Raw genomic sequence first — 21,070 nt, 5'->3', positions numbered from 1 at the left:
AGCGTATGAGAAAGCCCCCGGAAGATTTCTTCCGGGGGCTTTTTTTTGTGCGTGACCCAAACTGATTCAGACAGGATAACGAGGAATAAAGAATGTTAGATAACACCCGTTTACGCATAGCTATGCAGAAATCAGGTCGTTTAAGCGATGATTCACGCGAATTGCTGGCCCGTTGCGGCATTAAAATTAATCTTCACACCCAGCGCCTGATCGCGATGGCTGAGAATATGCCGATCGATATTCTGCGCGTGCGTGATGACGATATCCCGGGTCTGGTGATGGACGGCGTCGTTGATCTCGGCATCATCGGGGAAAACGTTCTCGAAGAGGAACTGCTCAACCGCCGGGCACAGGGTGAAGATCCACGCTATTTTACCCTGCGTCGTCTGGACTTCGGCGGCTGCCGTCTTTCGCTGGCTACCCCGGTTGATGAAGCCTGGGATGGCCCGGCAGCGCTGAACGGTAAGCGTATCGCTACCTCTTACCCACACCTGCTTAAACGTTATCTTGACCAAAAAGGGGTGTCGTTTAAATCCTGTCTGTTAAACGGCTCTGTAGAAGTCGCTCCCCGCGCAGGTCTGGCTGATGCGATTTGCGATCTGGTGTCAACCGGAGCCACACTTGAAGCCAACGGTCTACGTGAAGTGGAAGTGATTTACCGCTCTAAAGCCTGCCTGATTCAGCGCGACGGCGAAATGGCCGAAGCCAAGCAACAACTGATCGACAAACTGCTGACCCGTATTCAGGGGGTCATTCAGGCACGTGAATCAAAATACATCATGATGCACGCACCGAGCGAACGTCTGGACGAAGTCATCGCCCTACTGCCAGGCGCTGAGCGCCCTACCATTCTGCCACTGGCGGGTGACCAGCAGCGCGTAGCCATGCACATGGTCAGCAGCGAAACCCTGTTCTGGGAAACGATGGAAAAACTGAAAGCGCTCGGCGCCAGCTCAATTCTGGTGCTGCCGATTGAGAAGATGATGGAGTGATAGCCATGAGCTTCAATACCCTGATCGACTGGAATAGCTGTAGCCCCGAGCAGCAGCGCGAACTGCTGATGCGCCCGGCGATATCCGCCTCTGAAAGCATCAGCCGCACGGTGGCCGAGATTCTTGAGAACGTCAAAAATAACGGCGACCGGGCGCTGCGTGAATACAGTGCGAAGTTTGACAAAACCGAGGTCGGCGCGCTGCGCGTCACCGAAGAAGAAATTCAGCAAGCCAGTAGCCGCCTGAGCGAAGAGCTGAAACAAGCCATGCAGGCGGCGGTGCGTAATATTGATGCGTTCCACACCGCGCAAATTCTGCCGCCGGTGGATATTGAAACTCAGCCAGGCGTGCGCTGCCAGCAGGTTACTCGCCCTATCGCCTCCGTGGGGCTGTATATTCCTGGGGGATCGGCACCGCTATTCTCGACCGTATTAATGCTGGCGACCCCGGCGCGTATCGCCGGCTGCAAAAAAGTGGTGCTCTGCTCACCGCCGCCGATTGCCGATGAAATCCTCTACGCCGCGCAACTGTGTGGTGTAAAAGAGGTGTTCAACGTGGGCGGCGCGCAGGCCATTGCCGCGCTGGCGCTGGGTACCGAATCTATTCCTAAGGTCGATAAAATCTTCGGGCCAGGCAATGCGTATGTGACCGAAGCCAAACGTCAGGTCAGCCAACGTCTTGACGGCGCGGCTATCGACATGCCTGCGGGCCCGTCTGAAGTGCTGGTTATTGCCGACAGCGGCGCGACGCCTGACTTTGTTGCTTCCGACCTGCTTTCTCAGGCCGAGCACGGCCCCGACTCGCAGGTTATCCTGCTGACGCCAGACGCTACGCTTGCCGAAGGCGTGGCCAAAGCCGTTGAACGCCAGCTTGCCGAGCTTTCCCGCGCCGACACCGCACGTCAGGCGCTCGCCGCCAGTCGACTGATCGTCGCCAGAGATCTTGAGCAATGCGTGGCCATCTCTAACGCCTACGGCCCAGAGCACCTGATTATTCAGACCCGTAACGCGCGTGAACTGGTTGACGATATCACCAGCGCTGGTTCGGTATTCCTGGGTGACTGGTCTCCTGAGTCGGCTGGCGACTATGCTTCCGGCACCAACCACGTTCTTCCGACCTACGGCTATACCGCAACCAGCTCAAGCCTTGGGCTGGCTGATTTTCAGAAACGGATGACGGTACAGGAATTAACTCCCCAAGGTTTCTCTGCCCTGGCCTCCACCATTGAAACACTGGCCGCTGCTGAACGACTGACTGCCCACAAAAATGCCGTCACCCTGCGCGTTAACGCCCTGAAGGAGCAAGCATGAGCACTGACAACTTTCTCAGCGTCACTGATTTAGCCCGTAAGAATGTTCGCGAGTTAACGCCCTATCAGTCTGCCCGTCGTCTTGGCGGTAACGGGGACGTGTGGCTCAACGCGAATGAGTACCCAACCGCCGTTGAGTTCCAGCTACGCCAGCAGACGCTGAACCGCTATCCGGAGTGTCAGCCGAAAGCCGTAATTGAGAATTACGCACAATATGCTGGCGTCAAACCAGAACAGGTGCTGGTCAGCCGCGGCGCAGATGAAGGGATCGAACTGCTGGTGCGCGCTTTTTGCGAACCCGGTAAAGATGCCATTCTCTACTGTCCGCCGACTTACGGCATGTACAGCGTCAGCGCCGAAACGATTGGCGTTGAATGCCGCACCGTCCCGACCCTGGATAACTGGCAGCTGGATTTACAAGGCATCGCGGACAAGCTTGATGGCGTGAAGGTGGTCTACGTATGCAGCCCCAATAACCCAACCTGCCAGCTGATAAATCCGCAGGACCTACGTTCACTGCTCGAAATGACGCAGGGTAAAGCCATCGTGGTCGCTGATGAGGCCTATATTGAGTTTTGTCCGCAGGCTACGCTGGCAGGCTGGCTGTCTGAGTATCCGCATCTGGCAGTATTACGTACGCTGTCTAAAGCATTTGCTCTCGCCGGTTTACGCTGCGGATTTACGCTGGCGAATGAAGAGGTTATCAATCTGCTGTTAAAGGTGATTGCTCCCTACCCGCTTTCTACCCCGGTAGCGGATATCGCCGCCCAGGCGCTGACGCCACAAGGGATTTCCGCCATGCGCCAACGCGTAGAGCAGATCCTGCAAGAGCGTCAGTATCTGGTGGAGAACCTGAAAACCATTCGCTGTGTAGAGCAGGTTTTCGACTCTGAAACCAACTATGTTCTGGCGCGCTTCACCGCATCAAGCAGCGTATTTAAATCTTTGTGGGATCAGGGCATTATCTTACGAGATCAGAATAAACAACCTTCATTAAGCGGCTGCCTGCGAATTACTGTCGGAACCCGCGAAGAGAGCCAGCGCGTCATTGACGCCTTACGTGCGGAGCAAGTATGAGCCAGAAGTATCTTTTTATTGACCGTGATGGAACCCTGATTTCCGAACCGCCAAGTGACTTTCAGGTCGATCGCTTTGACAAACTCGCCTTCGAGCCGGACGTCGTTCCCGTTTTGCTGAAGCTGCAAAAAGCCGGCTTTAAGCTGGTGATGATTACTAACCAGGATGGACTCGGTACGCAGAGCTTCCCGCAGGCCGATTTTGACGGTCCGCATAACCTGATGATGCAAATTTTCACCTCTCAGGGCGTCGCGTTTGATGAGGTGCTGATCTGCCCGCACCTGCCAGCGGACGCGTGTGATTGCCGTAAGCCAAAAATGAAACTGGTTGAGCAGTATCTGGTTGAACAGGCCATGGATGTGGCAAACAGCTACGTCATTGGTGATCGGGCGACCGATATTCAGCTCGCAGAAAACATGGGCATTAGCGGATTACGCTACCACCGCGACACCCTGAACTGGGTGATGATCGGCGAGCAGTTGACCAAGCGAGACCGCTACGCGCACGTTGAGCGTAATACCAAAGAGACGCAGATTGACGTCAAAGTCTGGCTGGACCGCGAAGGCCGTAGCAAAATCAATACCGGCGTTGGCTTCTTTGACCACATGCTGGATCAAATCGCCACCCACGGCGGTTTTCGCATGGAAATAGCCGTCAAAGGCGATCTGTATATTGACGATCACCACACCGTTGAAGATACCGGTCTGGCGCTGGGTGAAGCCTTAAAGCTGGCATTAGGCGATAAACGCGGTATCAACCGTTTTGGTTTTGTGCTGCCGATGGACGAGTGCCTGGCACGTTGCGCGCTGGATATCTCGGGGCGTCCGCACCTGGAATACCGCGCGGAGTTTACCTACCAGCGCGTTGGCGATCTGAGCACAGAGATGATTGAACACTTCTTCCGTTCACTCTCTTACACCATGGGTGTCACCTTGCACCTGAAAACCAAAGGGAAAAATGACCACCACCGTGTGGAGAGCCTGTTTAAAGCCTTTGGTCGTACGCTGCGTCAGGCTATTCGCGTAGAAGGTGATACGCTGCCCTCCTCGAAAGGAGTGCTGTAATGAACGTGGTGATCCTTGATACCGGCTGCGCCAATCTGCACTCGGTGAAATCCGCCGTCGCGCGCCATGGATACGACCCGGTTGTCAGCCGTGACCCGGACGTGGTGCTGCGTGCCGATAAACTGTTTCTGCCGGGCGTCGGTACCGCCCAGGCGGCTATGGACCAGTTGCACGAGCGTGAACTGATTGAACTGATTAAAGCTTGTACGCAACCGGTACTGGGGATCTGTTTAGGCATGCAACTGCTTGGCCGCCGCAGCGAAGAGAGTAACGGTGTCTCTCTGCTGGGCATTATTGAGCAGGACGTTCCGAAGATGACCGATTTCGGTCTGCCGCTGCCGCATATGGGCTGGAATCGCGTCTATCCGCAGGCAGGAAATCGTCTGTTCCAGGGCATTGAAGATGGCGCATATTTCTACTTTGTACACAGCTATGCTATGCCGGTGAACCCGTGGACCATTGCCCAGTGCCATTACGGCGAACCGTTTACCGCGGCAGTACAAAAGGACAATTTCTTTGGCGTGCAGTTTCACCCTGAACGCTCGGGCGCGGCTGGGGCGCAGTTGCTGAAAAACTTTCTGGAGATGTAATGATTATTCCGGCATTAGATTTAATCGACGGCACGGTGGTGCGTCTTCATCAGGGCGATTACGCAACGCAACGTGATTATGGCAACGATCCTCTCCCCCGTTTACAGGATTACGCAGCTCAGGGTGCCGAGGTACTGCACCTGGTTGATTTAACTGGCGCGAAAGACCCGGCGCAGCGGCAGATCCCGCTGATTAAAACGCTGGTCGCTGGTGTCAATGTTCCGGTACAGGTTGGCGGTGGCGTGCGTACTGAAGCGGACGTTGCGGCGCTGCTTGACGCAGGCGTGGCGCGCGTGGTGGTAGGTTCGACGGCAGTAAAATCCCCCGAGGTAGTCAAGGGCTGGTTTGCCCGTTTTGGCGCCGACGCGCTGGTGCTGGCGCTGGACGTTCGTATTGACGAGCGCGGTAATAAACAGGTAGCGGTTAGCGGCTGGCAGGAAGATTCCGGGGTTTCTCTGGAAGAACTGGTTGAGACCTATTTACCCGTCGGCCTGAAGCACGTGCTGTGCACCGATATCTCCCGCGACGGCACGCTGGCTGGCTCAAACGTCGCGCTTTATGAAGAAGTGTGCGCCAAATATCCGCAGGTAGCATTCCAGTCATCTGGCGGCATTGGCGGGATCGAGGACGTAGCAGCCCTGCGTGGAACCGGCGTACGCGGCGTGATCGTCGGACGCGCCCTGCTGGAAGGTAAGTTCACCGTTGAGGAGGCCATTCAATGCTGGCAAAACGCATAATTCCTTGTCTGGACGTTCGTGATGGACAGGTGGTAAAAGGCGTCCAGTTTCGCAATCACGAGATTATTGGTGACATTGTCCCGCTGGCAAAACGCTATGCCGATGAAGGCGCAGATGAACTGGTGTTCTACGATATCACCGCCTCCAGCGATGGCCGCGTAGTGGATAAAAGCTGGGTATCTCGCGTGGCGGAAGTGATCGATATTCCGTTCTGCGTTGCCGGTGGCATTAAATCCATCGACGATGCGGCGCGCATCCTCTCCTTCGGGGCGGATAAAATCTCTATCAACTCCCCGGCGCTGGCCGAACCGGAGCTTATCACTCGTCTGGCTGACCGCTTTGGCGTGCAGTGTATCGTGGTAGGCATTGATACCTGGTATGACGCCGAAACCGGCAAATATCATGTTAATCAATATACCGGGGATGAAAGCCGTACCCGCGTCACGCAGTGGGAAACGCTGGACTGGGTGCAGGAAGTACAAAAACGCGGCGCAGGCGAAATCGTCCTGAACATGATGAACCAGGACGGCGTACGCAACGGCTACGATCTGGAACAGCTGATAAAAGTGCGCGACGTTTGCCACGTACCGCTGATTGCCTCCGGCGGCGCGGGCACCATGGAACACTTCCTTGAAGCCTTCCGGGATGCCGACGTTGACGGCGCGCTTGCCGCTTCCGTCTTTCACAAGCAAATTATTAATATTGGCGAATTAAAAGCGTACCTGGCAACACAGGGCGTGGAGATCAGGATATGTTAACGAAGCAACAATGCCGCGAGCTGGACTGGGAAAAAACCGACGGACTGATGCCAGTCATCGTGCAGCATGCGGTTTCCGGTGAGGTACTAATGCTGGGTTATATGAACCCGGAAGCACTGGATAAAACGCTTGAAAGCGGCAAAGTGACCTTTTTCTCGCGGACCAAACAGCGCCTGTGGACCAAGGGTGAAACCTCCGGTCACTTCCTGAACGTGGTGAGCATCGCGCCCGACTGCGACAACGACACCCTGCTGGTACTGGTTAACCCGATTGGCCCGACCTGCCATAAAGGCACCTCAAGCTGCTTTGGCGATGCCAGCCACCAGTGGCTGTTCCTGTATCAACTGGAGCAACTACTGGCCGAACGTAAAACCGCTGATCCGGCAAGCTCCTACACTGCGAAGCTGTATGCCAGCGGCACCAAACGCATTGCGCAAAAAGTGGGTGAAGAAGGCGTAGAGACCGCGCTGGCCGCAACCGTGAACGATCGTTTCGAACTGACCAATGAAGCCTCTGATCTGATGTATCACCTGCTGGTTCTGCTGCAGGATCAGGACCTCGACCTGACGACGGTGATTGAGAATTTACGCAAAAGACATCAGTAATCTGTAGACGTAAAAAAAACCGGGCGAGCCCGGTTTTTTTTGTTATTGAGATGAGCGCTTATTCGGCTTTGTCTTTATAGTTGCGCAGCGCATTTCGCCCCAGCACGATCCCGGCACCAATCATCCCGCCGAGCAGAACCGCCAACACCAAAGTTATTGATTTTTTGGGGCTATCACGACGAATCGGTAACGTTGGTTTCATCACATAGCGGTAGGAGTGCAGTTTTGCCTTTTCAAGATTTAACGCCTCAATATCCAGCAGGTTTTGCTTGGTCTGGTAGTAATTACCAGAGAAGATCAAGGGACGAGTCGCTTCGTGTTCAATCATTGATTTCAGTGCATCACTGCCCAGCAATAGCATACTGTCCTGCGTGACATCCTGAGTTTGCTGAATTTGTGGCTTAATTACCCCAGCCTGTTCTGCATAACGCAAAGCTTCCTGAATTTGCCTAATTCGCAGATCTTTTTGTTCCTGAGCAACCGCTTCCTGAGTTTTCAGAGAATCTTGCAGCGTAGCTGTTTGCAACTTGACATTATCAGCAAGATCAAGCTCCAGTTCTTTGGCAACCTTTTCATCTATTTGTTGAATATATTCAGCAAGTTGACGCTGAGCTTCTTCTGGGGAAGCACCAACATAAGAAACCGCTAACGGCAGTTGTTGGCCTTTTACAGACTGCTCAATCGACAGTTTTTCCGGTTTTTCCTGATTATCCAGCGTTTCCGCCAATGCAGAGAAAGAGGTACTGAAACGACCAATAACGTTTGTCTGAAGTTCAGTCACCTTAGGCGCGCTGGCACCATACAACACATTGAGTGCGTTGTTATACGTGGCAATCTGTCCAACATCCGGTTGAGTGATAATCGCTGTAGAGGTCCATTTCTCTTTAGCAACCGCTAAATAACCGACAGCACAGGCAATAGCAATAACGATAGCAACAATAATCGTCAATTTCCCACGCCACAGCTGCATCAATAAATCAATCAGATCAATCTGCTCCGGATCGTTACTGCGCCCGGATACGTTGTTATCACTCACAGACATAGATATCCTAAATGAGGAAAGACTAAAACTGGCATTAGTTTAGTCATAAATATGTTTAATGCCATAGGATTATTGATAAAAAAAACAGATTATTTAAGTGATTTTAATTGGTATTTTAATCACTACTGAAAAAAGAAGTGGTTTACTAAAAGTGTCAATACTCTGGGTTCCGACTCTGAGCAAAATATCGAACGAAAGGTTAAATAGTAGTCAACGGGCATGCCTAACGCTTCCGTACGTTAAATTCACTATGTGAATATATAATAGCTGACCAGTAAAAATGGCAAGCATGAAAAAAGATAACGATTAGCTTTTTTGTCATCTAACGGTATCATTCCATTTTTCGTCGCACCTACTGGTGCCTGGCTCCCCTTTAGCCAAAAGAGGAACGAACATGAAATACCTGGTTACGGGCGCCGCTGGTTTCATCGGCTTCCACGTTAGCAAACGCCTCCTTGAGGCAGGCCATCAAGTCGTCGGTATTGATAATCTGAACGATTACTACGACGTCAGTCTTAAACAGGCTCGTCTGGCGTTACTGGTACATCCCGGTTTCCATTTTCATAAGATTGATTTAGCCGACCGGGAAAGCATGGCTGAGCTCTTCATATCCGGGCATTTCGAACGTGTGATTCATCTTGCCGCCCAGGCTGGCGTACGTTATTCGCTCGAAAATCCACATGCCTACGCAGACTCAAATCTCACAGGTTTTCTGAACATACTGGAAGGGTGTCGCCATAATAAAATTCAACATTTACTCTATGCCTCCTCCAGTTCGGTTTACGGTCTGAATCGCAAAATGCCTTTCTCAACGGATGATTCCGTCGATCACCCCGTATCTCTGTATGCGGCAACCAAAAAAGCCAATGAACTGATGGCCCATACTTATTCCCATCTGTATGGATTGCCCACCACCGGGCTACGTTTCTTTACCGTGTACGGCCCTTGGGGTCGCCCGGATATGGCGCTGTTCAAGTTCACCAAAGCGATACTGGAACGAAAAAGTATTGACGTCTATAACTACGGCAAAATGAAGCGTGACTTTACCTATATTGATGATATCGCCGAAGCAATCATTCGCCTGCAGGATGTCATTCCGCAATCAGACGATCAGTGGACCGTTGAAACAGGAACACCAGCGGCCAGCATTGCGCCGTATCGGGTTTATAATATCGGTAATAGCTCACCAGTTGAGTTAATGGACTACATCCGAGCCCTTGAAGATGCACTGGGCATTGAAGCTACGAAAAATATGCTACCGCTACAGCCTGGCGATGTACTGGAAACCAGCGCAGATACTAAAGCACTGTATGATGTTATTGGTTTTAAACCTCAAACAACGGTTAAAGATGGGGTGAAGAACTTTGTTGACTGGTACCGTGATTTCTACAAAGAATAATTACTGATCGATTTAGAATAAAAAGGCCTTTAATAAGGCCTTTTTTGTGGGGAGGAGGATTAATCGCTACCGAACAGATCGCGTGTATACACTTTTTCTGCAACATCAGCCAACTCTGACGTCATACGATTAGAAATAATAATATCTGCTTCATTTTTGAACGCATTAAGATCACGAACTACCCGAGAGTGGAAAAATTCATCTTCCTCCATCACGGGCTCATAAATAATAACCGGTACGCCTTTAGCTTTAATGCGTTTCATGATTCCCTGAATAGAGGATGCCCTGAAATTATCAGAGCCACTTTTCATGATCAAACGATACACGCCGACCACCTTAGGCTTACGCGCAAGAATAGAATCTGCAATGAAGTCCTTACGCGTACGGTTCGCATCAACGATCGCGCCAATAATGTTATTCGGTACAGACGCGTAGTTAGCCAGCAACTGCTTAGTATCTTTCGGCAGACAGTAGCCACCATAGCCGAATGACGGATTATTGTAGTGATTACCGATACGCGGATCCAGACACACCCCTTCGATAATCTGGCGTGAGTTCAGACCAAGGCTTTCTGCATAGCTATCCAACTCATTAAAATAGGCCACGCGTAACGCCAGATAAGTATTAGCAAAAAGTTTGATGGCTTCTGCTTCAGTCGAGTCAGTAAACAGCGTTGGAATATCTTTCTTCACCGCACCTTCCTGCAGCAACGCAGCAAAGCGCTCCGCGCGCTCAGAACGTTCGCCAATAACAATACGCGACGGATGAAGGTTATCGTACAACGCACGGCCTTCACGCAGGAACTCCGGCGAGAAGAAGATATTGTCGGTACCCAACTGTTCTTTAATGGAGTTCGTAAAACCAACGGGGATGGTGGACTTAATGACCATTACCGCATTTGGATTAATTGCAACCACGTCGCGGATCACAGACTCGACGCTGGAGGTGTTGAAATAGTTGGTCTTCGGATCGTAGTCAGTTGGTGTCGCGATGATAACGTAGTCCGCGTCGCGGTAAGCATCATACTTATCGGTCGTTGCACGGAAATTTAGCTGCTTTGTCGCCAGGTACTCTTCGATTTCTTTATCAACAATCGGCGATTTTTTCTGATTCAGCATCTCGACTTTGGCCTGGACGATATCCAGAGCGACCACTTCATGGTGCTGGGCAATCAGAATACCGTTCGATAGACCTACGTAACCTGTTCCTGAGATAGTTATCTTCATTCGCTCTGTAACTTCTTCCGGTTAAACATTTGAGGGTGAACACACCGCCAGCATTATGGCGTATCGGCTCCGCATAACGTCAGTATATCGTGATTTGCTACAACACCGGCTATCAGACCTGACTGAATCCCATTTTTTGGCAATAAAAAAGCCCGGAGGAGCGCTCCGGGCCTGTATTTACAGTTGGGTTAAATCAGATTAATCCAGCCATTCAGTGTGGAACACACCTTCTTTATCGGTGCGTTTATACGTGTGCGCACCGAAGTAGTCACGCTGGGCCTGAATCAGGTTAGCCGGCAGCACCGCGGAACGGTAGCTGTCGTAGTACGCCACTGCAGCGGAGAAGGTCGGTACAGGAATACCGTTCTGCACAGCGTAAGCCACTACATCACGCAACGCTTGCTGATATTCATCAGCGATATTTTTGAAGTACGGGGCCAACAGCAGGTTCGCGATACCCTTGTTTTCAGCATAGGCGTCGGTGATTTTCTGCAGGAACTGTGCACGAATAATGCAGCCCGCGCGGAAGATCTTGGCGATTTCGCCGTAGTTCAGATCCCAGTTGTATTCATCAGACGCGGCACGCAGTTGAGAGAAGCCCTGCGCGTAGGAGACTATTTTGCCCAGGTACAGTGCGCGACGGACTTTCTCAACGAATTCTGCTTTATCCCCAGCCAGTTTAGCCTGCGGTCCGGAAAGCACTTTGGATGCCGCAACGCGCTGATCTTTCAGAGAAGATATATAGCGAGCGAATACGGATTCGGTGATCAGCGACAGTGGTTCCCCCAGATCCAGTGAACTCTGGCTGGTCCATTTTCCGGTACCTTTGTTCGCTGCTTCATCCAGGATCACATCAACCAGGTATTTACCCTCTTCATCTTTTTTGGTGAAGATATCTTTGGTGATGTCAATCAGGTAGCTGCTCAGCTCGCCTTCGTTCCACTCGGTGAAAGTAGTGGCCAGCTCTTCGTTAGACAGGTTCAGACCGCCTTTTAACAGAGAATAGGCTTCAGCAATCAGCTGCATGTCGCCGTATTCAATACCATTGTGCACCATTTTCACGTAATGACCCGCACCGTCAGCACCGATGTAGGTCACGCACGGTTCGCCATCTTCAGCAACAGCGGCGATTTTAGTTAAAATTGGTGCAACCAGCTCATACGCTTCTTTCTGGCCGCCAGGCATGATAGAAGGACCTTTCAAGGCACCCTCTTCACCGCCGGAAACACCAGTACCGATGAAGTTAAAGCCTTCGGCGGACAGTTCACGGTTACGACGGATAGTGTCCTGGAAGAAGGTGTTACCGCCATCAATGATGATGTCGCCTTTATCAAGATACGGCTTCAGGGAGTCAATAGCAGCATCAGTGCCTGCACCTGCTTTCACCATTAACAGGATACGACGTGGGGTTTCAAGAGACTCGACGAACTCCTTGACCGTGTAGTGAGGAACCAGTTTTTTACCTGGGTTCTCGGCAACAACTTCTTCAGTTTTTTCGCGGGAGCGGTTGAAGATGGAGACGGTATAACCACGGCTTTCGATGTTGAGCGCCAGGTTGCGCCCCATCACTGCCATACCGACGACGCCGATCTGTTGCTTAGACATTACATACTCCTGTCAGGTGTGGTCACCACACGACTTGTGTGCGGCTTGAATGTGGTTTAGATGTTAACTCATAAATTATATCGTCGGGTAGCAGAAGATGCACTTTAACTATAGCCATGCCATTGAAGATAATTATATGAAGTATTTTTGTTACCGCGAAAAACTATTTTATGTAATTTTTAATTTTTTTTATGATTCTCTCCGGCACTGAAAGCTTCCAGCTTTTAGCCCAGTGATGAATAGCATAGCAATCCTGAGTTATATAAATCAAAAGAAGTTGCTCACGTTTATTTTTACCGTAAGGATTAAATGGATAAAAATAATCCGCATTATAAATGGTTACATCTTTAACTGTGCTAAATGGCTGAGCTAAGTCACGCTCGATCCCCTGAGACATTAATAACTTCTTCAATAAAACAGGAATGGTAATAAGTCCCTTAGCCTCTGCCACATGATCTTTTAACTGTTCAAAGAGCCAAAAACCCGGTTCACAGCCCAATATTCCGCAACTGGGTGTTGCAATATCTTCTTCACCCAAGAAAGCAACGTTGTTAACCAATGGAGTTATGTCTTTAATAAGTTCCATATCAGTATCAAGGTAAATACCACCGAACCTTGCAAGTATTTGACAACGAATATAGTCAGTAGCAAAAGCATATTTCTTTTTTTTTAGCATTTCATCAACGTATTTATTCGTGCCAAAAACTTCAAAATATTTTTCTTCATCCCATAAATTAACTTCAAAACCTTTTGCATAAACTGACCATGTGCTCATGCAATCAGAATACATTTTAGGGAGAGGATTCCCTCCCAGCCAAATATAATGGATTATTTTAGGAATCAATTTTTCAATACCTTTAATAAGTTTTTCTTGAAAGAGGAAAACACTAACAACATTCTAAATATATAATATCTAATTAATGAAACCTTACTTTTAATAAAGTTTAAATTTTCACTATTCATCACCGGAGAAAAATGATATATCGCTTGCTTATAAATATTTAAATTGATATTTTTTAATAAAAGATTGGAAGTAACAAAAGCCAAGGTTCCCCGTTTGTTTTTCTTTAAAAGACTGTAGTAATTATGTGTCAAGCCATCTTCTAAATACTCACACAAATAAATAACTTTATTATTTGCAAGAAGATAATGTTCATCTAATATTTTATTCCAGCAATATGCTTCTGTTATAAATTTTTCATTATCAAAAATAGGGAATGGATTTTTTTTCAGCAAATCTCTCTTGAATACTAAAGCTTTATCTCCTTTTACCCCTGAAAAACATTTATAATCAAGGGTATTGCTTCTAAATTTTTCGCCAACAATATTACCAGAATCAGAAAAAGCTTTCAAATAAACCATTCCCGCACAGTACGGGTCAACTGCTTTTATAACATCATGCAATATTACAGAGATAGCATCTTGTGGAATAAAATCGTCACTATCAACAATATAAATCCAATCAAAACTTGCTTCTTTCACTCCTTTATTTACAGCTGAAGGTTTGCCTCCATTTTCTTTTTGGTGAAACTTTATAGTAAAGGGAGATGACAATTGAAATTCATGCATGACATCTTTAATATTATCCGTTGACCCATCATCTATTACGATCCATTCAAAATCATAGATATCTTGCTTGAGCAATGATTGAAATAAGTTGCCAATAAGAGTGGCTCTGTTGTACACAGGAGTGACTATTGAAACAGGCATTTTATTCTCGGATAGTTAGTAATAACTCGCCATGGTGTAAAAATATAGGCCAAGCTTTTTAGTTGCATGAAAAATAATGGCTTTGTTTTTTTTATGAAAAGGAAAAATACAAAGTTAGCTACGCAATAGGAGATCATCGATACAATAGCTGCACCAATCGCCCCATATATAGGAATAAAAATAATATTCAATATCACATTCAAAATCGCAGCTACCACAGTTTTATATATATCCAAATTAATCCAATTCTTGGCATATAACCATTTTGATGAGAACGTACCAAGGAATATAAATAAACTTGTCCATATATGAATAGACAGGATATGAGAGGATAGTAACATTCCCTCGCCATATAAAATTTTCATAATGAACGGTGCGAGAAAAGTTACAACGATTGATGCAATCACAGTTAACAAACTTACCGCACCACAAATCCATTCAAGAAACAGGAACGCGTCATTTTCATTTCTATTAGCCAGTTGAACAATTTTTGGGAAAAAAGCATTCCCTATGATCCCGGCACACATAAACCAAATCGCTGAAATACGCAACGCTGCGCTAAAAGCGCCAGTTTCATTCGTTCCAACCAGGTGCTCAAGAAGTAAAACATCACATTGCGCAAATAATGAAACACTTACAGTTGAGATAATTAATTTCATTCCTAATGAAAAATAAATCTTTACAGTATTTCTGTCTACCCCCCATTTACACCCTGGCTTAAACCAATAAAAATAAATGATTACACTCAATACTCCCTGAAATACATAGAAAAGTAGATAAGCATAAAAAACATACCACTCAAAATATATACACATCCATAAATAAATATATGATAAAGTAATGCTAAAAATAATAGTGAAAGCCCGATACTTTGACTCAACTAAGGCACTGTAATGAAAATAAATAACTTTAGAAAACAAGCTCAATAAATTCGATATCAGGATTATTGACAAAAAGAATATAGCATACTCCATATGTGAATACGCAAAATATACAATTGCAATCATCGACAACATGTAGGCTACAATGCCTAAAAATTGCAGAAAAAGGGCAGAGCCAATTTCATTACCAGCCTTGTTTGGATTCTCAACAATTCGTTTGACAACGATAACATCTATGCCCAATAAGAAAAAAGATAATAATAGTTGAGAAAGATTGGTTATTGTTGCCCACTCCCCCAACGTATCCAGTCCATATAATCTTTTTATTGCGGAAAAAAGTGAAAGCTGAAAAACAAGCATAAACACTCTATCACTTAATAGCCAAAAAAGATTACTAAGATATTTTTTCATTATTCGTTACCCTGATTTATATATTCAAGGCCATTGCTAAATGTGTGCATTAGGTAACTTATTATATTATACACATTTTCATTTAAAGGGCGCGACTCAAGGAATGTGTAAGAATTATTTCCTGCAGTAACATTAAGCATTAAGTACAGGAAAGGGATCAAGTTTATTCCTAACAATAAGCAACCGTAAAAATATTTTTGCTTAAATTTCATACCGGAATTAAACAAGTAATTTTTCAAAAAGAATGGATAAAGTGCAAATAAAATCATGCCTAATCTATTTGACAAGGCAGGGAAAGGTAAAAGTGTATAAAAAAGTACAACTTCTTTAATTAATAGGAATGAAATCAAGCGTTCCTTATTTCCTGACAGAAATCGTAACCGGCATATTATTAATAAATTAACGGTAGTAATTATTATGTAATTTACAGGTAATGTGCTGAATTTGTCATTTGAGGACACATCACTAAATCGCTGTAGAAGAAAATCGAAAAGCGGAGATAAAAAAAGAAATGAAGCTCCTAAAAATGAAAAAACAATAACAATCGGCAACGAAACCTTTTGCTTTCTAGTTAAACGATATGCAATATAGATGAGAATATTAATAGCAGCAGAAATATGAAAGAAAAAGCTAACCAGGAATAATGCCCATCGATATCTGGTCGTAGATTTTATTGCATAAAGAAAAATCAAGGTCGAGATAATCTGACGTAAAAAATATGAAGTAACTTCAATAAATCCCAAATTAAGGAAAAATAGGCCTAACAACATTACTCGGAATTTATTATCGATATCCTTTGTTATCGACGTCAACAACGCAACTATTAAGCAGTAACTTACTAACAATAAAGCCTGTTCATTAGCACCTGTAATATATCCAACAAATTTCATAAAAGCCAAGAACATAAATTCAAGACCTTTACCAAAACGCGGATAGTTGAAAACCTCGACACTTCCATCATATATGCCATTATAAATAGACATATATTCGGCAATATCACTAAACGGTTTCTGCGTTGCAAAAAAGACAATTATTGTTGTGGCAACAAATATCAGGGATAATCTTCGGGCCAGAGGACTTAAAAGTGGAGATAAGAAAACCAAAATTATTACAGATAATAGAGGGTAGTAAAATATTAATAAGGAAAAAAATGCACTTAAAATCACCGGAAGATATTGCGTCATCAAAATGTTTGGGATTTTATTACTCAATCCGCTTGTTCCTTTAAACATTTTTAAAGCACCCTCTTATGAGAATACACAACGCTCTAATTTTTGGTATTTTATTATCAATTTTTTTCTTTTCCAAGATGAACTTTTTAAACCAAAAAGCAGTCACAAAAAGAATTCCTGTGACATTCCCCAGGCATCGTTTAAATATAGCACCTCGAGCTGCTAATGTGTTCTCATCAGTATAAATTCTAATACCTGAACTTTCTAATGGATGTATAGTAACAGTAATTGGCAGAAATCGTATATGATGATTATGACTAAGGGCATCCGATAAGAATATCGGTTCTTCACCAGCAGAATAAACACTGCCCAAACCAAAGCGTTCATCAAACCTTATATTACTTTCTTTAACCAGAAAAATATTTATGCACATTTCAATTGAGGATACGCTAAAGACATCAAGCCTTTTGAGTTCATAACTTTCTGGTTTATATTTCTTACGAAGGTGATTTGCTTCATCACAGCTTTGAAACTGATAGTGAGATGAATGTTCTTCTTTAATCAGGTACTGGCTTAACAGTTCTAAACCATCATTTCTATAGTAAACATCGTCATCACTGATAATTAAATAGTCTATGCCCAACGTTATTGCTTTGTCTAAAAGAACATTCCGACTTTTACTTAAACCTCGTTCATTCTTGGTTATAATATATACATTTGATAGTTGCGTAAGCATTTTATCTATTTTTGTATCAAAATTATCCTGATGTGATATTATAACAACAACATTGGAGCTTATGTTTTTAACTTTGTCATAAAGATCATTTATACTCTTACCAACTGTCGAAATTCCAATTGCTAATTTCATGTTGCATCATTTCCCTGTTTATTTAGAAATTTATTATTTGAGTCACATCATTAACGGTAACATTCATACTCGTTTTGCAAGCCCTAAATAAACATAACAAAGGAAGTAATATATCGACTTTATTACAGGAAGATGTAACACCTTTCGGTAAATAGTCCACTGCCATGTCATTACGATTAATTTATTAGCCGAAACAGAATTTTTAGAAAGTCTATAGTATGCGAGATTCTCCTGAATACAATAAGCCTGCCTACTTTTTGCGAAGATCTCTAGCCACATGACATAATCTTCGTGGCCAATTGTTTTTTGATAAAACTTACCTAATTTCTTCGCATTATATATACCGGTAAGATTACCAATATAATTACTTTTTAACATATCATCGAAATTTATTATTTCCGGAGAAATTCGTTTGTTAACTACATTTGAAATATCATCTTTAAAGGTGGAGTAATTATTTGCAACAACATCCCAGCCTTTATTTAATATACTTAATTGCTTTTCAAGTTTTTGAGGGTGCCATAAATCATCGCTATCTAGAAAGCATATATATATTCCATTACATGCCTCTATCGCTTTATTTCTGGTTTCAGCCACCCCCATGTTAGCTTCATTCTCTAAATATGTGATTCTCTTGTCAGAAAATGACAAGATTATTTCCTTAGTGCGGTCTGTTGAGTAATCATTAACTATATATAATTTAAAGTCACTCTCACTTTGCATTAACACAGAATTGATACTTGCTGCGATAGTTTTCTCTGCATTATATGCAGGCATAATAATTGAAAAAATTTCATCTACCATTTCTAATTCCAACACTATGATATTTAAAGCTTGCAGATTGCAAATTTATTATAAATATTTTCTAGTGCCGAAGTATTGTCTCCACAATAAAATTTGTAATCGATATTTTTACATCTGCCATTACGTGATTCCAGCAGAGTATTTTTCAACATTTGAATATCACGAGGTTGCCCAGAATAAAAATGCTCTACATTAATATAAGCTTCTCGTTTATTAAAATAATCGATTAGATCTGGCACATAAAAAATACATGGTTTTTGCTGTGGGAAAAATTCAAAACACACACTAGAATAATCAGTTATCAAACAATCAAAACCTGATAATAACTTAACAATGTCTTCTGATTGCTCCAGGAGATAAATATTACCATTCACAGGAATTTCTTTTGTTTTGTTATATTTAATGTCTAAAGGATGCAATTTACAGAAAATCTCAATATTATTTTCCTTAAAGAACGCATGTTCACTGATAAAGCTATCAATAATCTCTGAGACTGTACTACTGCCATCTCTCCACGTTGGCATATACAACACTTTGTAGACAGAGCTGGTGCCAGCGGGATTTCCTTTATTTAAGGCATAATATTCGTATGATTTTGCAATAGATGGCGTGCCTAATTTTAGCACTCTTTGCGATGGCAAAGCCATCGACTGAGATAAATGTTTACCAAGCTCACTATCTGAAGTAACAAGATAATTATAAAATAAATTTATTCTAGCTTTGAGTATTTTTTTTAAAAGCACATTTATGAAACAATATTTGCTTTTTTGATAATCACCACGATAATCTAGCAAGATTTTTTTTATTGGTAATCCATGCCATAGCTGTACACGTTGATTAAGAAAAAAAAGAAAAGGAAGCCGACCAACGCCATGCGTGAGGAAAATATAACGTCCTTGGATCAATTTTAATAACGTAGAAAAATATGATTTTTTTAGATGATCATTAGTTATAAATAATACACATTCACCTTTCTTTTCAAAATATTCAAAAACATACCTAACATTGCCTACATAGCCAAGTGGAGAATAAAATATGTAATATTTTTTTGAAATCAAACGATTGAAAGGAAGTAGCACCATAAGAGTTATTAACTCTAGTATAATCCTGATATATTTCATTAATATTTCTCTTTCCTACCTTTTACTACATATCTCAATTATTTCTGTAGTAGAAACTGAAGGTGTCCTTGGTAAATAAATCACTTCACATGCAGGTTTAACCCAATCAAATCGCCCTTCCCAATCATCCCCCATCACCAAAATATCCGCATTATATCTTTTTATATATTCTAGTTTCAGTTCTAATGATTCTTCTATAAATACCTCATTGACCACTCTCAGTGAAGAGATAATTTTCACCCTTTCCTTTTCATTATAGACTGGATATCGTTGTTTTTTAGAGAAATTGAGTTCATCCGAAGATACACCCACAATAAGATAATCACCAAACTCCGCAGCTCTTTCTAAAATATTAATGTGGCCTATATGAAATATATCAAATGTCCCAAAAGTAATAACTTTCTTCATTTTTTAATCCTCTAAAATTGCTACACCACATTTAAACACGCTACCGCCCCAGGCTTAACAGCTACCCGTGCACTATTTGACAAATTATCCACGTCGCCAACTATTCCCTCAACAAAACGAGTGATTCAGGCGCTGTTACTTATCACTACAACAGTCTACCGATAACTTTCAAAGGTTATAACGCCCAAGATTACTGCATTTTCTCACGGGCAAAAACATAAAAGGTAGCATGCACTCCATAAATAGAAGATGTGGAGTACAAGGCTACCGCATTTCAATGAAATGATTAGGTAATACTTAGGAGAGCAAGGATTTGATGCTTTCCCTGAACTTCGCCCCTTCCTTCAAGTTCCGTAGCCCATACTTCACGAACGCCTGCATATAGCCCATTTTTTTACCGCAGTCGTAGCTGTCGCCCGTCATCAACATCGCATCGACAGATTGTTTTTTCGCCAGCTCAGCAATAGCATCCGTCAACTGAATACGCCCCCAGGCACCTGGCTGGGTATGCTCCAGTTCTGCCCAGATATCAGCAGAAAGCACGTAGCGCCCTACAGCCATCAGATCGGAATCCAGAGTCTGCGGCTGGTCTGGTTTTTCAATGAATTCAACAATACGGCTGACTTTGCCTTCATTATCTAAAGGCTCTTTGGTCTGAATAACAGAGTACTCAGACAGATCGCCTTCCATACGTTTAGCCAGCACCTGACTACGCCCTGTCTCATTAAAACGAGCAACCATGGCAGCCAGGTTGTAGCGCAGCGGATCTGCACTTGCAGTATCCAGAACGACGTCTGGTAATACCACAACAAACGGGTTATCCCCGATAATCGGGCGAGCACAAAGAATTGAATGACCCAGCCCCAGCAGCTGAGCCTGACGAACGTTCATGATAGTCACGCCAGGCGGACAGATCGACTGCACCTCAGCTAATAACTGGCGCTTAACACGCTGCTCAAGCAATGACTCGAGTTCATAAGAGGTGTCGAAATGGTTCTCAACCGCGTTCTTAGAAGCGTGAGTCACCAGAACGATTTCTTTGATACCTGCAGCTACAATTTCGTCGACAATGTATTGAATCATCGGCTTGTCAACGATCGGTAGCATCTCTTTCGGGATTGCCTTCGTGGCCGGCAACATGTGCATCCCAAGGCCCGCTACCGGGATAACTGCTTTCAAATTAGTCATTCTCTCTCCTACCTCATAACGGCTGATAAAGTATAGACTTTAGCCGTACGTTAGCCAGTATTGCTGGCTCCATCCTCAACACGAAATAACCGGGTTAAGGTCA

21 protein-coding genes and 1 other annotated feature (1 of these 22 cut by a window edge) are annotated in these 21,070 nt (G+C 44.6%); of the genes, 9 read left to right on the top strand and 12 right to left on the bottom strand.

Annotated features, from left to right (window positions below):
* Nucleotides 1–47 (top strand) — a sequence feature (His leader region) (it extends 76 nt beyond the left edge of the window).
* Between the two features lie 45 nt (nucleotides 48–92).
* Genes hisG through hisIE form a run of 8 tightly spaced genes read left to right on the top strand, consistent with a single transcriptional unit; the run spans nucleotide 93 to nucleotide 7,132 of the window.
* Nucleotides 93–992: an ATP phosphoribosyltransferase gene (hisG, locus tag HV243_RS09350; protein ID WP_003834191.1), complete on the top strand. Its 900-nt coding sequence runs from the start codon at nucleotides 93–95 to the stop codon at nucleotides 990–992.
* A gap of 5 nt (nucleotides 993–997) precedes the next feature.
* A complete protein-coding gene (gene hisD, locus HV243_RS09345; RefSeq protein WP_053389914.1) occupies nucleotides 998–2,302 on the top strand; it encodes a histidinol dehydrogenase in 1,305 nt (434 codons plus the stop codon).
* The gene (gene hisC, locus HV243_RS09340; protein WP_053389915.1) at nucleotides 2,299–3,378 is read left to right on the top strand and encodes a histidinol-phosphate transaminase; all 1,080 of its coding nucleotides are present in this window, start codon (nucleotides 2,299–2,301) and stop codon (nucleotides 3,376–3,378) included. Before hisD ends, hisC begins: the two co-directional genes overlap by 4 nt.
* Nucleotides 3,375–4,442, top strand: coding sequence for a bifunctional histidinol-phosphatase/imidazoleglycerol-phosphate dehydratase HisB (gene hisB, locus HV243_RS09335; protein ID WP_053389916.1), 1,068 nt, complete (start codon nucleotides 3,375–3,377; stop codon nucleotides 4,440–4,442). Before hisC ends, hisB begins: the two co-directional genes overlap by 4 nt.
* On the top strand, nucleotides 4,442–5,032 hold the full coding sequence (gene hisH / locus HV243_RS09330; RefSeq protein WP_003030129.1) for an imidazole glycerol phosphate synthase subunit HisH: 591 nt from the start codon (nucleotides 4,442–4,444) through the stop codon (nucleotides 5,030–5,032). Before hisB ends, hisH begins: the two co-directional genes overlap by 1 nt.
* The gene (gene hisA, locus HV243_RS09325; RefSeq protein ID WP_046275331.1) at nucleotides 5,032–5,769 is read left to right on the top strand and encodes a 1-(5-phosphoribosyl)-5-[(5-phosphoribosylamino)methylideneamino]imidazole-4-carboxamide isomerase; all 738 of its coding nucleotides are present in this window, start codon (nucleotides 5,032–5,034) and stop codon (nucleotides 5,767–5,769) included. Before hisH ends, hisA begins: the two co-directional genes overlap by 1 nt.
* Complete coding sequence (gene hisF, locus HV243_RS09320) at nucleotides 5,751–6,527, top strand: imidazole glycerol phosphate synthase subunit HisF (RefSeq protein WP_053389917.1); 777 nt, start codon at nucleotides 5,751–5,753, stop codon at nucleotides 6,525–6,527. The genes hisA and hisF overlap by 19 nt, the downstream gene beginning before the upstream one ends.
* On the top strand, nucleotides 6,521–7,132 hold the full coding sequence (gene hisIE / locus HV243_RS09315) for a bifunctional phosphoribosyl-AMP cyclohydrolase/phosphoribosyl-ATP diphosphatase HisIE (protein ID WP_000956425.1): 612 nt from the start codon (nucleotides 6,521–6,523) through the stop codon (nucleotides 7,130–7,132). The genes hisF and hisIE overlap by 7 nt, the downstream gene beginning before the upstream one ends.
* Nucleotides 7,133–7,190: 58 nt before the next feature.
* On the opposite strand, the gene wzzB is transcribed toward hisIE, so the two are convergent.
* Nucleotides 7,191–8,174, bottom strand: a complete 984-nt coding sequence (wzzB, locus tag HV243_RS09310) for an LPS O-antigen chain length determinant protein WzzB (RefSeq protein ID WP_046275330.1) — start codon at nucleotides 8,172–8,174, stop codon at nucleotides 7,191–7,193.
* 394 nt (nucleotides 8,175–8,568) lie between these two features.
* Here wzzB and HV243_RS09305 point away from each other — a divergent pair, with 394 nt between their 5' ends.
* On the top strand, nucleotides 8,569–9,573 hold the full coding sequence (locus HV243_RS09305; RefSeq protein WP_053389918.1) for an NAD-dependent epimerase: 1,005 nt from the start codon (nucleotides 8,569–8,571) through the stop codon (nucleotides 9,571–9,573).
* Nucleotides 9,574–9,632: 59 nt separating this feature from the next.
* Here the strand turns inward: HV243_RS09305 and ugd are convergent, their stop codons facing one another.
* From ugd to galF, 11 genes are all read right to left on the bottom strand, one after another.
* Nucleotides 9,633–10,799, bottom strand: coding sequence for a UDP-glucose 6-dehydrogenase (gene ugd, locus HV243_RS09300; RefSeq protein WP_053389919.1), 1,167 nt, complete (start codon nucleotides 10,797–10,799; stop codon nucleotides 9,633–9,635).
* A 198-nt stretch (nucleotides 10,800–10,997) separates the two neighbouring features.
* Nucleotides 10,998–12,404: an NADP-dependent phosphogluconate dehydrogenase gene (gene gndA / locus HV243_RS09295; protein WP_035897610.1), complete on the bottom strand. Its 1,407-nt coding sequence runs from the start codon at nucleotides 12,402–12,404 to the stop codon at nucleotides 10,998–11,000.
* A gap of 163 nt (nucleotides 12,405–12,567) precedes the next feature.
* Nucleotides 12,568–13,248, bottom strand: a complete 681-nt coding sequence (locus HV243_RS09290) for a TcdA/TcdB catalytic glycosyltransferase domain-containing protein (protein ID WP_053389920.1) — start codon at nucleotides 13,246–13,248, stop codon at nucleotides 12,568–12,570.
* Nucleotides 13,245–14,114, bottom strand: coding sequence for a glycosyltransferase family 2 protein (locus HV243_RS09285; protein ID WP_053389921.1), 870 nt, complete (start codon nucleotides 14,112–14,114; stop codon nucleotides 13,245–13,247). The genes HV243_RS09290 and HV243_RS09285 overlap by 4 nt, the downstream gene beginning before the upstream one ends.
* Nucleotides 14,099–15,406, bottom strand: a complete 1,308-nt coding sequence (locus HV243_RS09280; RefSeq protein WP_131350949.1) for a flippase — start codon at nucleotides 15,404–15,406, stop codon at nucleotides 14,099–14,101. Before HV243_RS09280 ends, HV243_RS09285 begins: the two co-directional genes overlap by 16 nt.
* Nucleotides 15,406–16,638, bottom strand: a complete 1,233-nt coding sequence (locus HV243_RS09275) for an EpsG family protein (RefSeq protein WP_046275999.1) — start codon at nucleotides 16,636–16,638, stop codon at nucleotides 15,406–15,408. Before HV243_RS09275 ends, HV243_RS09280 begins: the two co-directional genes overlap by 1 nt.
* The gene (locus HV243_RS09270; RefSeq protein WP_053390243.1) at nucleotides 16,631–17,446 is read right to left on the bottom strand and encodes a hypothetical protein; all 816 of its coding nucleotides are present in this window, start codon (nucleotides 17,444–17,446) and stop codon (nucleotides 16,631–16,633) included. Before HV243_RS09270 ends, HV243_RS09275 begins: the two co-directional genes overlap by 8 nt.
* Before the next feature lie 63 nt (nucleotides 17,447–17,509).
* Nucleotides 17,510–18,250, bottom strand: coding sequence for a glycosyltransferase family 2 protein (locus tag HV243_RS09265; protein ID WP_181603983.1), 741 nt, complete (start codon nucleotides 18,248–18,250; stop codon nucleotides 17,510–17,512).
* A gap of 23 nt (nucleotides 18,251–18,273) precedes the next feature.
* Nucleotides 18,274–19,371, bottom strand: coding sequence for a CDP-glycerol glycerophosphotransferase family protein (locus HV243_RS09260; protein WP_053388862.1), 1,098 nt, complete (start codon nucleotides 19,369–19,371; stop codon nucleotides 18,274–18,276).
* Nucleotides 19,372–19,386: 15 nt separating this feature from the next.
* The gene (locus tag HV243_RS09255) at nucleotides 19,387–19,779 is read right to left on the bottom strand and encodes an adenylyltransferase/cytidyltransferase family protein (RefSeq protein ID WP_046275979.1); all 393 of its coding nucleotides are present in this window, start codon (nucleotides 19,777–19,779) and stop codon (nucleotides 19,387–19,389) included.
* A 297-nt stretch (nucleotides 19,780–20,076) separates the two neighbouring features.
* Nucleotides 20,077–20,967 carry a UTP--glucose-1-phosphate uridylyltransferase GalF gene (gene galF / locus HV243_RS09250; protein WP_053388861.1) on the bottom strand — a complete coding sequence of 297 codons (891 nt, stop codon included), beginning with the start codon at nucleotides 20,965–20,967 and terminating at the stop codon, nucleotides 20,077–20,079.
* Nucleotides 20,968–21,070 lie beyond the last annotated feature (103 nt).

Source organism: Citrobacter sp. RHBSTW-00599, assembly GCF_013784065.1.
Lineage (GTDB): Bacteria > Pseudomonadota > Gammaproteobacteria > Enterobacterales > Enterobacteriaceae > Citrobacter > Citrobacter braakii.
Note: the sequence above shows the minus strand (reverse complement) of the source record. Positions and strands in the feature narration are given on the sequence as shown.

Coding starts and splice junctions, on each gene's coding strand:
- hisG (WP_003834191.1), top strand. CDS start 93: ATGTTAGATAACACCCGTTTACGCATAGCTATGCAGAAATCAGGTCGT.
- hisD (WP_053389914.1), top strand. CDS start 998: ATGAGCTTCAATACCCTGATCGACTGGAATAGCTGTAGCCCCGAGCAG.
- hisC (WP_053389915.1), top strand. CDS start 2,299: ATGAGCACTGACAACTTTCTCAGCGTCACTGATTTAGCCCGTAAGAAT.
- hisB (WP_053389916.1), top strand. CDS start 3,375: ATGAGCCAGAAGTATCTTTTTATTGACCGTGATGGAACCCTGATTTCC.
- hisH (WP_003030129.1), top strand. CDS start 4,442: ATGAACGTGGTGATCCTTGATACCGGCTGCGCCAATCTGCACTCGGTG.
- hisA (WP_046275331.1), top strand. CDS start 5,032: ATGATTATTCCGGCATTAGATTTAATCGACGGCACGGTGGTGCGTCTT.
- hisF (WP_053389917.1), top strand. CDS start 5,751: ATGCTGGCAAAACGCATAATTCCTTGTCTGGACGTTCGTGATGGACAG.
- hisIE (WP_000956425.1), top strand. CDS start 6,521: ATGTTAACGAAGCAACAATGCCGCGAGCTGGACTGGGAAAAAACCGAC.
- wzzB (WP_046275330.1), bottom strand. CDS start 8,174: ATGTCTGTGAGTGATAACAACGTATCCGGGCGCAGTAACGATCCGGAG.
- HV243_RS09305 (WP_053389918.1), top strand. CDS start 8,569: ATGAAATACCTGGTTACGGGCGCCGCTGGTTTCATCGGCTTCCACGTT.
- ugd (WP_053389919.1), bottom strand. CDS start 10,799: ATGAAGATAACTATCTCAGGAACAGGTTACGTAGGTCTATCGAACGGT.
- gndA (WP_035897610.1), bottom strand. CDS start 12,404: ATGTCTAAGCAACAGATCGGCGTCGTCGGTATGGCAGTGATGGGGCGC.
- HV243_RS09285 (WP_053389921.1), bottom strand. CDS start 14,114: ATGCCTGTTTCAATAGTCACTCCTGTGTACAACAGAGCCACTCTTATT.
- HV243_RS09280 (WP_131350949.1), bottom strand. CDS start 15,406: ATGAAAAAATATCTTAGTAATCTTTTTTGGCTATTAAGTGATAGAGTG.
- HV243_RS09275 (WP_046275999.1), bottom strand. CDS start 16,638: ATGTTTAAAGGAACAAGCGGATTGAGTAATAAAATCCCAAACATTTTG.
- HV243_RS09270 (WP_053390243.1), bottom strand. CDS start 17,446: ATGAAATTAGCAATTGGAATTTCGACAGTTGGTAAGAGTATAAATGAT.
- HV243_RS09265 (WP_181603983.1), bottom strand. CDS start 18,250: ATGGTAGATGAAATTTTTTCAATTATTATGCCTGCATATAATGCAGAG.
- HV243_RS09260 (WP_053388862.1), bottom strand. CDS start 19,371: ATGAAATATATCAGGATTATACTAGAGTTAATAACTCTTATGGTGCTA.
- HV243_RS09255 (WP_046275979.1), bottom strand. CDS start 19,779: ATGAAGAAAGTTATTACTTTTGGGACATTTGATATATTTCATATAGGC.
- galF (WP_053388861.1), bottom strand. CDS start 20,967: ATGACTAATTTGAAAGCAGTTATCCCGGTAGCGGGCCTTGGGATGCAC.